This is a genomic window from Streptomyces niger, from assembly GCF_000718305.1.
In the GTDB taxonomy this organism is placed as follows: Bacteria; Actinomycetota; Actinomycetes; order Streptomycetales; family Streptomycetaceae; genus Streptomyces; species Streptomyces niger.
In genome coordinates this window covers 174,049-185,709 of the sequence record NZ_JOFQ01000006.1, presented here as the reverse complement: position 1 = coordinate 185,709, position 11,661 = coordinate 174,049, and the positions used below count along the sequence as shown (strand labels likewise).

Here is an 11,661-nt window from a genome sequence, read left to right as displayed (position 1 = left end):
GTGCTATAAAAAGTGGATGCCGAAGATCGTGGATCCCGAGGAGCGCCGCCGCGAGGTGGTCGAGGCCGTCTTCCGTGTCGTGGCCCGCGGCGGAATCCGGCAAGCGACGCTGCAGAACGTGGCTGTGGAGGCCGGGCTCGCAGTCGGTTCCGTACGGCACTACTTCGCCAGCCATCCGGAGCTGCTCACCGCCGCGGCACGCGAGATGGTGCGGCGAGTGGAGGCCCGGGTGCGGGCTCAGCGGGAACGGCTGCGTCCCGAGGACGATCCTCGCGAGGTGGTGGAGGAGATGGCGGGGCAGTTCCTGCCGCTCGACGCGGCGCGCGCGGATGAGGTCGCGGTGTGGTTGGAGTTCGCGGTGGCCGCACGCACGGACCCTACGCTGGGGTCGATCGCCGCCGAGCTGCACCAGGGGCTGCGCACCGTCGCCGGTCGCCTGCTGGACCGGCTGGGCGTGACGGACCCGGTGGCGACGGAACACCTCGCTGCGGTGCTGGACGGCCTCGCCCTGAACGCTGCCCTGCACCCCGATCGACTGGGTCCGGACACGCTACGCGCAGTGCTGCGGCTCCACCTGGAGCAGTTGCCCGGGGCGTGACAGCCCGCACGCAGCCCGGCTGCTCGCCGGGAGAGCGTTGCCGGCGCCGCTGGGGCGCCCTCAGCAGGTGGAGAGGCCGTTCGCCGCGTGGGCCAGGGCCTGCAGTACGGGGTGGAACAGCGGGTGCGCCTCGGCGCCACGGCGCACCGCGGCGAACACGCGGCGGGTGGCCGCGGGGCCGGTCACCGGGCGCGATACGGCGCCCTTCAGCTCTATCCCGCGCAGTGCGGAACGGGGTATGAGCGCCACGCCGGCCCCCGCACCCACCAGCGCCGCCACCGCCCGGAAGTCGTCCGAGGAGTGGGTCAGGGCCAGCTGGAATCCGGCGAGCTCGCAGGCGAGCAGCATCACCTCGTGGCAGGGATTGCCGGGGTACGGGCCGATCCACTCTTCGTCGGCGAGTGCCGAGAGCGGCACGTCCGGGTGCTGGGCGAGCGGGTGCGAGGCGGGCAGTACGGCGTCGAAGGGCTCGGCGTAGAGCGGGACGCGGGACAGGCGCTGGTCGTCCTCGCGGGGCGCGCCGCGGTACTCGACCGCGAGCGCGACATCCGCCTCGCCGTCCAGCAGCATCGGCAAGGCCTCATCGCCCTCGGCGTCCCGTACCCGCAGGCGGATGCCGGGGTGCTCGGTGCGGAGCCGGGCGACGGCCGGGGCCAGTACCTCGGCGATGCCGGTGGCGAAGGACGCCACCGTGACCTCGCCGGCCGTCCCGCCGGCGTAGGCGGCCAGCTCCGCCTCGGCCTGTTCGAGCTGGGTCAGGACGGCGTTGGCGTGTGTCAGCAGGATCTCCCCGGCCGCCGTCAGCCGCACGCCCTTGCCGCTGCGGGTGAGCAGCGTATGGCCGCTCTCCTGCTCCAGCGCCGCGAGCTGCTGGGAGACGGCCGAGGGCGTGAGGTAGAGGGCCGCGGCCGTGGCGGTCACCGTACGGTGGTCCGCCGCGGCCCGGAGGATTCTCAGTCTGCGTGGGTCGATCACCGGTCCATCGTCGCCCGGGCGTCGGCGAACGCCGCCACCGCCCTCTCGATGTCGGCGGTCGAGTGCGCGGCGGAGAGCTGGACCCGGATGCGCGCCTGGTCCATCGGGACGACGGGGTAGGAGAAGCCGATGACGTACACGCCGCGCTCCAGCAGCAGCTCGGCCATGCGGGCTGCCCGGGGCGCGTCGCCGATCATGACGGGCGCGATGGGGTGGTCGCCGGGCAGGATCTCGAAGCCCGCCTCGGTCATCTTCGTACGGAAGAGCTGGGTGTTGGCGGCCAGCTTCTCGCGCAGGTCGCCCGCCGACTCCAGCAGGTCCAGGACCTTCAGCGAGGCGGCGGCGATGACCGGGGCGAGGGAGTTGGAGAACAGGTAAGGCCGGGAGCGCTGGCGCAGCAGGGCGACGATCTCGGCGCGCGCGGCGACGTAACCGCCCGAGGCGCCGCCGAGGGCCTTGCCGAGCGTACCGGTGATGATGTCCACCCGGTCGGAGACGCCGTGCAGGGCCGGGGTGCCGCGGCCGCCGGGGCCGGTGAAGCCGACGGCGTGAGAGTCGTCGACCATCACCATGGCGTCGTAACGGTCGGCGAGGTCGCAGATCTCCCGCAGCGGGGCGACGTAACCGTCCATGGAGAACACGCCGTCGGTGACGATGAGGCGCCGGCGGGCGTCCGACGCCTCCTTCAGCCTGTCCTCCAGCTCGGCCATGTCGCGGTTGGCGTAGCGGTAGCGGCGGGCCTTGGAGAGCCGGATGCCGTCGATGATGGAGGCGTGGTTGAGGGCGTCGGAGATGACGGCGTCCTCGGCGCCCAGCAGGGTCTCGAAGACGCCGCCGTTCGCGTCGAAGCAGGAGGAGTAGAGGATGGTGTCCTCCTGGCCCACGAACGCCGAGAGGCGGGCCTCCAGCTCCTTGTGCACGTCCTGCGTGCCGCAGATGAAGCGTACGGAGGCCATGCCGTAGCCCCAGCGGTCCAGCGCGTCCTTGGCCGCGGCGACCACCTCGGGATGGTCGGCGAGGCCGAGGTAATTGTTCGCGCAGAAGTTCAGTACGTCGCCGGAGGAGCCGGTGACGGCGACGGAGGCCGACTGCGGGCTGCCGATGACGCGTTCGGGCTTTTCGAGACCCGCCTCACGAATGTCGTCGAGGGTGGCGCGCAGGTCGTCGCGGACGGACGCGTACATGAGGGGTTCCTTAAGGATGAGTACCGGTCTGAGGGGAAGGAGGCTGGCTGGCTGCTCGGGCGCGGCTCAGGCGGTCCAGTCGAGGATGATCTTTCCGCTGCGTGCGGTGGCTGCCTCGTCGAAGGCCGCTTCGAAGTCGTGGTACGCGTAGGAGCCGGTGATCACGGGGGTGAGGTCGAGTCCGCCTTCGAGCAGTACGGTCATGGCGTACCAGGTCTCGTACATCTCGCGGCCGTAGATGCCCTTGATGGTGATCATCGAGGTGACGATCTTCGACCAGTCGACCGGGAACTCCTCCGCAGGCAGCCCCAGCATCGCGATGCGGCCGCCGTGGGTCATGTTGGCGACCATGTCCCGCAGCGCCTCGGGGCGCCCGGACATCTCCAGGCCGATGTCGAAGCCCTCGCGCAGTTCGAGCTGTCGCTGCGCTTCGTCGAGGCCCGACCGGGAGACGTCGAGCGCGAGCGTCGCGCCCACCTTGCGGGCCAGCTCCAGGCGCTCCTCGCTGACATCGGTGATCACGACGTTCCGGGCGCCGGCGTGCCGGGCGACGGCGGCGGCCATGATGCCGATGGGGCCCGCGCCGGTGATCAGTACGTCCTCGCCGACCAGCGGGAAGGACAGCGCGGTGTGCACGGCGTTGCCGAACGGGTCGAAGATGGCGGCGACATCGAGGTCGACCTTCGTGCGGTGTACCCACACGTTGGACGCGGGCAGTGCGACGTACTCGGCGAACGCACCGTCACGGCCCACCCCGAGGCCGAGCGTCGAGCGGCACAGGTGGCGGCGCCCGGCCAGACAGTTGCGGCACTTGCCGCAGACCAGGTGGCCCTCGCCGCTGACCAGATCGCCGACCGCGATGTCCGTGACGGCCGCACCCACGGCCGCCACCTCACCGACGAACTCGTGGCCGAGCACCAGCGGCGTCGACACGGCCTGCCGAGCCCAGCCGTCCCACTTACGGATGTGCAGATCCGTACCGCAGATCCCGGTGCGCAACACCTTGATCAACACATCGCCGGGGCCGGTCTCGGGCTCGGGAACGTCGGTGAGCCACAGGCCGGGTTCGGCGTGTTGTTTGACGAGTGCCTTCATGGCACGACTCCAGGCATCGAGAAGGGTGGGAGGTACGGCTGATCAGCGGCGGGACCAAATCTGCCGGGTGGGGCGACCGGCGTCCATCGAGAATTTCTGAACCCGCCCAACAGATCGTCTACAGGCCCCGCCAGAAGCCGACCAACGCCGACGGACTGCCAACCAACGCCGTACGATGCCGACCAACACCGACCAACACCGACGAACGTCGACGGGTTGTCGACCAACGCCGGCGGGCTGCCGACGAACGCCGACGGGCTCCGGCAGGACGGTGGGACCGTCGCGTGCTACGCGTCCGCTGCGTCATCGTCGAGATCGCGGGGCCCTGTGACGTGCCAGCGGGACCGGGAGGCGATGGCACGTAGCCACAGCCCTTCGCGCTGAAGTAGTTCGGCGTCGTCCAATATGCGCACGCGGAGCAGTATCTCCGAAGCGCGTCGTGCGCGCCGCGTACATCTCAACCTCGTACGTCTCGGCCGAGTGCGTCCCAACCTCGTACGCCCCAACCTCGCCGTCAGCCCATGGACTTGGCGCCGTCCAGGGACTCGCGGATGATGTCGGCGTGGCCGGCATGCTGAGCGGTCTCCGCGATGATGTGCATCAGCACCCGGCGGGCAGACCACTGGGCGTTGGGCTCGAACCACGGGGCGCTCGGCAGGGGCCACGCGGCGTCCAGGTCGGGCAGGGCGGCCACCAGATCGTCGGTCCGGCGAGCCACTTCCGCGTACTCGGCCAGCACGCCGGCCAGCGTCTCGCCGGGGAGCAACCGGAAACTGTCCGCTCGCCGGGCCCAGTCGGACTCGGTCATCGCCGTGAAGTCCGGCATGGCCGCGGGGCCCTTGAGGATGAAGTTCACCCAGTTCTGCTCGACTTCGGTGACGTGCTTGATCAGGCCGCCCAGGCACAGTGCGCCGGCGGTGGTCTGCTGCCTGGCCTGCTCGTCGGTCAGGTCACGAGTGGTGAAGCGTAGGAAGTGCCGATGCTTGGCCAGCGCCTCAAGCCATTCGGCGCGCTCGCCGGTGGTGGCCGGCCGCTCGGTGTGGGCGTGGGCGTGGGCTGTCGGTTCGTTGCTGGTCATGGCGTCTGCCTTCCATGCTTCCTGGCTCCGTCGGCCAGGGCTGTGACAGAAACCTATAAGGTGTTGCGGTCAGATTCTGTCCTCAACCGGGGACGGACATCCTGCACCGGCCTGCACCGGTCTGCACCGGTCTGCGTCGGTCTGCGTCGGTCCGGTCGGTGGGACAGGCGCGGTGCTCACGCCGGGGCGCGGGCGCCGATCGTCAGCCCTGCCTCGTCTTCGGCCAGGGCGATTTCTCGAATCCCACCGACCTCAGCCCGTTTCTCCTCCGAACGCGTCCAGGATGCGTTCTGCCGCCAGTGTGGCTGTCAGTTCGCCGTTTCGGACTTGTTGTTCCAGGGTGGGGGCAACAGATCGTACGGTCGGGTCGGCGTGGAGGCGGCCGAGGAGTTCGTCGCGGACCATGGTCCAGGTCCAGTCGATCTGTTGGTCGCGGCGCCTGGCACTGAGGTGTCCGGTGGAGTCCAGGAGCGTGCGGTGTTGTTCCAGGCGGTCCCAGACCGTGTCGAGGCCCGTGGACTCGCGTGCGCTGCAGTGGAGCACCGGCGGGGCCCAGAAGGCGTCCTTGCCGTGCATGAGCCGGAGCGCGCCGGCCAGTTCCCGTGCGGCGGCGCGGGCGTCGCGTTCGTGGGGGCCGTCCGCCTTGTTGACGGCGATGACGTCGGCCAGCTCCAGGACGCCCTTTTTGATGCCCTGGAGTTGGTCGCCGGTGCGGGCGAGGGTGAGGAGGAGGAAGGAGTCGACCATGTTGGCGACGGCGGTCTCGGACTGGCCCACCCCGACCGTCTCCACCAGCACCACGTCGTAGCCGGCGGCCTCCATCACGACGATGGACTCGCGGGTGGCCTTGGCGACGCCGCCGAGCGTGCCGGCGGTGGGGGAGGGGCGGACGTAGGCCGCCGGGTCGACGGCCAGCCGCTCCATCCGGGTCTTGTCGCCGAGGATCGAACCACCGGTCCGGCTGGAGGACGGGTCGACGGCGAGTACGGCCACCCGGTGCCCGAGGCCGGTCAGCATCGTGCCGAAGGCGTCGATGAACGTCGACTTGCCGACCCCCGGCACACCGCTGATACCGATCCGCCGCGCCTGCCCGCTGTGCGGCAGCAGTTCGGTCAGCAACTGCTGGGCCAGCGCCCGGTGTTGAGGGCGGGTGGACTCGACGAGGGTGATGGCGCGGGCGACCAGCGCCCGCTTCCCGTCGAGGACGCCCTTGACGTAGGTGTCGAGATCGATGGGCATGGACTCACCGGCTCACAGGTCGCCGTGGCCGAGCGCGGCCGCCAGCCGCGCCACCAGGTCGTACGCCGCGTCGGGTATGACCGTGCCGGGCGGGAACACCGCCGCCGCTCCCATCTCCAGCAGCGTCGGCACGTCCTGCGGCGGGATGACCCCACCGACGACGATCATGATGTCGTCGCGGCCCTCCTCGGCCAGCGCTTCGCGGAGCGCGGGGACGAGGGTGAGGTGGCCGGCGGCCAGGGACGACACCCCGACGATGTGCACGTCCGCCTCGACGGCCTGGCGGGCCACCTCGGCCGGGGTCTGGAACAGCGGGCCGACGTCCACGTCGAAGCCGAGGTCGGCGAAGGCCGTGGCGATGACCTTCTGGCCGCGGTCGTGGCCGTCCTGGCCCATCTTGGCCACCAGGATGCGTGGCCGGCGGCCCTCGTCCTCGGCGAAGGTGTCCACCAGGGCCCGGGTGCGGTCCACGTTCGGGGACTCGCCTGCTTCGTTGCGGTACACACCGGAGATCGTACGGATCTGGCCCGCGTGCCGCCCGTACACCTTCTCCAGGGCGTACGAGATCTCCCCGACGGTCGCCTTCGCGCGGGCCGCGCGCACGGCGAGCTCCAGCAGGTTGCCCTCGCCCGCGGCGGCCCGCGTGAGCGCGTCCAGCGCGTCCTGGCACTCCCGCTCGTCACGCTCCGCGCGCAGTCGCCGCAACTTCTCGACCTGCTGGGTGCGGACGGAGGTGTTGTCCACCTTGAGGACTTCGATCTGCTCGTCGCTGTCGACGCGGTACTTGTTGACGCCGATCACCGGCTGCCGGCCGGAGTCGATGCGGGCCTGCGTACGGGCCGCGGCTTCCTCGACGCGCAGCTTCGGGATGCCCGCGTCGATGGCCTGCGCCATGCCGCCGGCCTGCTCGACCTCCTGGATGTGCTGCCAGGCGCGCCGGGCGAGGTCGTAGGTGAGCCGCTCCACGTACGCGCTGCCGCCCCACGGGTCGATCACGCGCGTCGTACCGGACTCCTGCTGGATCAGCAGCTGGGTGTTGCGGGCGATGCGGGCCGAGAAGTCCGTGGGCAGGGCGAGGGCTTCGTCGAGGGCGTTGGTGTGCAGCGACTGGGTGTGGCCCTGGGTGGCCGCCATCGCCTCCACGCACGTACGCGTGACGTTGTTGAAGACGTCCTGGGCGGTCAGGGACCAGCCGGAGGTCTGGGAGTGGGTGCGGAGGGAGAGGGACTTGGCGTTCTTCGGGTCGAATTGCTTGACCAGTTTGGCCCACAGCAGGCGGGCCGCGCGCAGCTTGGCGACCTCCATGAAGAAGTTCATGCCGATGGCCCAGAAGAAGGAGAGCCGGGGCGCGAACGCGTCCACGTCCAGGCCCGCTTCGCGGCCGGCGCGGAGGTATTCCACCCCGTCGGCGAGGGTGTAGGCCAGCTCCAGGTCGGCCGTCGCGCCCGCCTCCTGGATGTGGTATCCGGAGATGGAGATGGAGTTGTAGCGCGGCATCCGCTGCGAGGTGTACGCGAAGATGTCGGAGATGATCCGCATCGACGGCTTCGGCGGATAGATGTAGGTGTTGCGGACCATGAACTCCTTGAGGATGTCGTTCTGAATGGTCCCCGCCAGCTTCTCCGGCGGTACGCCCTGCTCCTCGGCGGCGACGATGTAGAGGGCGAGGACCGGGAGCACGGCGCCGTTCATCGTCATCGACACGGTCATCCTGTCGAGCGGGATGCCGTCGAACAGCTGGCGCATGTCGTAGATGGAGTCGATCGCCACGCCCGCCATGCCGACGTCGCCGGTCACCCGCGGGTGGTCGCTGTCGTAACCGCGGTGCGTGGGCAGGTCGAAGGCGACCGACAGGCCCTTCTGACCGGCCGCCAGGTTCCGCCGGTAGAAGGCGTTGGACTCCTCGGCGGTGGAGAAACCCGCGTATTGGCGAATGGTCCAGGGCTGATTGACGTACATCGTCGGGTACGGGCCGCGCAGGTACGGCGCGGTGCCAGGGCGGGTGTCCAGGAAGTCCAGGCCCTCCAGGTCCTGCCCGGTGTACAGCGGTTTCACCGGAATGCCTTCCGGCGTCTCCCAGATCCGGTCGGCACCGTCGGCGGCCTTCTTGAAGGCCGCGCGCCACTCGTCGGTGGCCGCGCTCCCGGCAGCGCTCCCGGTAGCGGGCGCCCCCAGCTCGATCGCCGAGAAGTCGGGGATGGACATCAGGACACTCCCATGCGGTCGAGCGTGGCGGAGAGCACGGCAACGGCGTCGCAGCCGGCGGACACATAGCTGTCGACACCCGCGTACGTACCGGGGCGGCCCGCAAGGAACACGTGGTGAGCACCGGCTGCACGCAACGCCTGCGCGGTCGCCTCGGCCTGCTCCTCGTACAGCGTGTCGCTGGAGCACAGGCACGCTTCCCGGGCGCCGCTCTCCTCGAAGGTGCCCTCGGTGACCGGCTCGATGCCGCCCGCCTGGAAGAGGTTGGCGGCGAAGGTGAGCCGGGCGGTGTGCGCTGCGGCCGGGCCCAGCGCGGCCAGGAAGATGCGGGGGCGGGAGCCGGTGGCGGCGAGGTGGGCGTCGGAGCGGGCCCGCAGCGCCTCGTACGCCTCGTCCCGGCGTACCCGGGGCAGGCCCCCGGACGGCGGTTCCGGCGCGGGCTCGCGCACGACGGGCTTCTCGGCCAGGTGCGGGAACTCGCTGACACCGGTGAGGGGTTCACGCCGCTTCGCGAGCTTCGCGGAGCGCCGCGCCCAGGTCTCGGCCAGCCGCTCGCCCACCATCCCGGAACGCAGCGCCGCCGTCTGCCCGCCGGCCCGTTCGATCTCCTGGAAGACGTCCCAGGCCGCGTGTGCGAGCTCGTCCGTCAGCCGCTCCACGTACCAGGAGCCGCCCGCCGGGTCGATCACCCGGGAGAGGTGCGACTCCTCGATGAGGATGCTGGAGGTGTTGCGGGCGATGCGGCGGGCGAACGCGTCCGGCAGCCCCAGCGCGTGGTCGAAGGGCAGTACGGTCACGGCGTCGGCGCCCGCCACTCCGGCGGCCAGGGTCGCGACCGTGGTGCGCAGCATGTTCACCCACGGGTCGCGGCGCGTCATCATCACCGGCGAGGTCACCACGTGCTGGAGCTGCGCGCCCGCCTGCGGTGCCCCGCACGCCTCGGCGACGCGGGCCCACAGCCGGCGCGCCGCACGCAGCTTGGCGACGGTCAGGAACTGGTCGGCGGTGGCCGCGTACCGGAACTCCAGCTGGGCGCAGGCCTGTTCGGTGCTCAGGCCGGCGCCGGTCAGCTCGCGCAGGTAGGCGACGCCCGTCGCCAGGGAGCAGCCCAGCTCCTGCGCGGCCGAGCCGCCCGCCTCGTGGTACGGCAGCGCGTCCACGGTGAGTGCCCGCAGTCCCGGATACTGCGCGGCGCACAGCCGGGCCAGTTCGGCGACGGGGGCGATGTCGTACGCGCGTCCGGTGCGGGCCTCGTGGCCCAGCGGGTCACCGCCCAGGTTGCCGCGCGCGGCCTCGGCGGCGACGCCCCGCTCCTCGTACAGCCGGAGCAGCTCCCGCGCGGCCGGCTCGGTCTCGTCGCCCGCGTCCAGGACGACGGGCGCCAGGTCGAGGTACACGCCGTCCAGGGCGGAGCCCAGCGACGGGACGGGGAAGCCGGCGGACGCGCCGACGGCCAGCCACAGGGAGGTGACGCCGTTCTCCAGGTCGGCCAGTACGGCACTGGTGTCCGCGACCGTGTGCCACTGGCGTACGTCCCAGCCGCCGGCCGTGTTGCCGTCGGCCCGGCCGCCGCGCACGAAGGGCGCGAAGCCGGGCAGACCGGGGTCGGGCGCGTGATCGCGCGCGGTGTAGAGGGGTCGGGTGCGCAACCCGTCCTCCAGCGCGGTGGACAGGGCGTACTCCGCCTCGGAGTCCGAGACTTCCTTGCCCGACTTGCGCAGCACACCCGCTACCAGGTGCTGCCACTGCTCATGTGTCGCGTCAGGGAACTCGGCCGCCAGGGAAAGCCCGTCGTCAGGCAGGACCGTCATGCTCGGATGTTAGGCCACGTTAACAATGGAGCGGCAGAGGAGGCGGCTGTGACCTTGTTCTCTTCCGGTGTGTGGCATGAAGTGCTCGGCTACCGGGGTATGGGCACTCGTCCACGGGGCTCGTCCACGAACACTCGTCCAGGGGCACTCGTCCACGGGGCACAGGCAGGGGTAGGGGCCTTCTGCCGGGGGCGGGTGCCGGGCGTCGGGCGTCGGGCGTCAGGCGCTGGGTTCCGGATACCGGATACCGGGCGCCGAATGGCTTGTCTTGGCCCGGCGCACCGTACGCGGTAACGTCATTCCGATACCGACGACGGCATGACGGAAGCCGGTGAGAATCCGGCACGGTCGCGCCACTGTGAGCGAGCTGCCCCGACCGGGGCGGTGCGTGAGTCAGACCCGTAGCTGTCGTCCAGTGCACCACCGAGATGGGACGCGAACTCCCAGAGGAGGCCCTGCCATGGCGCAGCATGTCGCTCAGCCGCCCGCCACCACCCCCGTCGTTCCCGCCGAACTGCCGCTCAAGGAGATAGCTCCCTGGGCGGCTTTCTTCGGCGTTCTGATGCTCGTCCTGCTGTACTTCGTCGGCGCTGAGCAGGGCGCCACCTCCGTGTTCAACGGCACGGACGTCCACGAGTGGGTGCACGACGCCCGCCACCTGCTCGGCTTCCCCTGCCACTGACGCGAGGGACGCCGCACGCTCATGAACTCCACAACGGTAAGAAACCTCCTCGTCCGCGGCATGCTCGCCGGCCTCGGGGCCGGCCTGCTCGCCCTGGTCGTCGCCTACTTCCTGGGCGAACCGCACGTCGACAGTGCGATCGGGTTCGAGGAGGCCCACTCCCACGAACACGAGATGGAGGTCGTCTCCCGCTCCGTGCAGTCCACCGCAGGCCTCGCCACGGGCGTCCTGGTCTACGGGGTCGCCTTCGGCGGCATCGCGGCGCTGGCCTTCTGCTTCGCGATGGGCCGGGTGGGTCGCTTCTCCCCGCGGGCGACCGCACTGCTCCTCTCCGGCTGTGCCCTGCTCACCGTGTACGTCGTGCCGTTCCTGAAGTACCCGGCCAATCCGCCGTCCGTCGGTGACCCCGACACCATCGGCCGACGCACCGGCCTGTACTTCCTGATGATGCTGCTCAGCGTGCTCCTCGCGATCGCCGCCACCCTCTTGGGCAAACGGCTCGCACCGAGGCTGGGCACGTGGTGGGCGACCGTCCTCGCGGTGGCCGCCTTCGCGGTGGTGATCGGCCTGGCCTACGCCTTCCTGCCGGTCATCAACGAGGTGCCGAAGGAATTCCCGGCCACGCTGCTCTGGCAGTACCGCCTCTCCGCACTGGCCATCCAGACCGTCCTGTGGGGCGGCTTCGGGCTGCTCTTCGGCGAGCTCGCGGAGCGGCTGATCCACCCGAAGTCCGCGGAATCGGTGGCGGAACGGGCTGTGCCGGCCGCACATTGATTCCGTCCCGCACATTGATT

At 70.8% G+C, this 11,661-nt stretch carries 10 protein-coding genes; 3 read left to right on the top strand and 7 right to left on the bottom strand.

Features of this window, described 5'->3' with window-relative positions; all coding sequences use genetic code 11:
* Window positions 1-16 precede the first annotated feature (16 nt).
* The gene (locus IF20_RS13385) at window positions 17-598 is read left to right on the top strand and encodes a TetR/AcrR family transcriptional regulator (protein WP_052865355.1); all 582 of its coding nucleotides are present in this window, start codon (window positions 17-19) and stop codon (window positions 596-598) included.
* A gap of 60 nt (window positions 599-658) precedes the next feature.
* Here the strand turns inward: IF20_RS13385 and IF20_RS13380 are convergent, their stop codons facing one another.
* The 7 genes from IF20_RS13380 to IF20_RS13350 form a co-directional block, all read right to left on the bottom strand.
* Window positions 659-1,573 carry a LysR family transcriptional regulator gene (locus IF20_RS13380; RefSeq protein WP_052865354.1) on the bottom strand — a complete coding sequence of 305 codons (915 nt, stop codon included), beginning with the start codon at window positions 1,571-1,573 and terminating at the stop codon, window positions 659-661.
* Complete coding sequence (locus tag IF20_RS13375; RefSeq protein WP_052865353.1) at window positions 1,570-2,757, bottom strand: glycine C-acetyltransferase; 1,188 nt, start codon at window positions 2,755-2,757, stop codon at window positions 1,570-1,572. The genes IF20_RS13380 and IF20_RS13375 overlap by 4 nt, the downstream gene beginning before the upstream one ends.
* Window positions 2,758-2,823: 66 nt before the next feature.
* Window positions 2,824-3,852 carry an L-threonine 3-dehydrogenase gene (tdh, locus tag IF20_RS13370; protein WP_052865352.1) on the bottom strand — a complete coding sequence of 343 codons (1,029 nt, stop codon included), beginning with the start codon at window positions 3,850-3,852 and terminating at the stop codon, window positions 2,824-2,826.
* Between the two features lie 514 nt (window positions 3,853-4,366).
* Complete coding sequence (locus tag IF20_RS13365) at window positions 4,367-4,930, bottom strand: DinB family protein (RefSeq protein ID WP_052865351.1); 564 nt, start codon at window positions 4,928-4,930, stop codon at window positions 4,367-4,369.
* Between the two features lie 252 nt (window positions 4,931-5,182).
* Window positions 5,183-6,169, bottom strand: coding sequence for a methylmalonyl Co-A mutase-associated GTPase MeaB (gene meaB, locus IF20_RS13360; RefSeq protein ID WP_052865350.1), 987 nt, complete (start codon window positions 6,167-6,169; stop codon window positions 5,183-5,185).
* Between the two features lie 12 nt (window positions 6,170-6,181).
* Complete coding sequence (gene scpA / locus IF20_RS13355; protein ID WP_052865349.1) at window positions 6,182-8,374, bottom strand: methylmalonyl-CoA mutase; 2,193 nt, start codon at window positions 8,372-8,374, stop codon at window positions 6,182-6,184.
* Window positions 8,374-10,185, bottom strand: a complete 1,812-nt coding sequence (locus IF20_RS13350) for a methylmalonyl-CoA mutase family protein (RefSeq protein ID WP_052865348.1) — start codon at window positions 10,183-10,185, stop codon at window positions 8,374-8,376. Before IF20_RS13350 ends, scpA begins: the two co-directional genes overlap by 1 nt.
* A 460-nt stretch (window positions 10,186-10,645) precedes the next feature.
* Between IF20_RS13350 and IF20_RS13345 the strand changes: the two genes are divergently transcribed.
* Together IF20_RS13345 and IF20_RS13340 are read left to right on the top strand one after the other, a co-directional pair.
* Complete coding sequence (locus tag IF20_RS13345; protein WP_052865347.1) at window positions 10,646-10,867, top strand: CbtB domain-containing protein; 222 nt, start codon at window positions 10,646-10,648, stop codon at window positions 10,865-10,867.
* 21 nt (window positions 10,868-10,888) lie between these two features.
* Window positions 10,889-11,641, top strand: a complete 753-nt coding sequence (locus tag IF20_RS13340; protein WP_052865346.1) for a CbtA family protein — start codon at window positions 10,889-10,891, stop codon at window positions 11,639-11,641.
* Window positions 11,642-11,661: the final 20 nt, after the last annotated feature.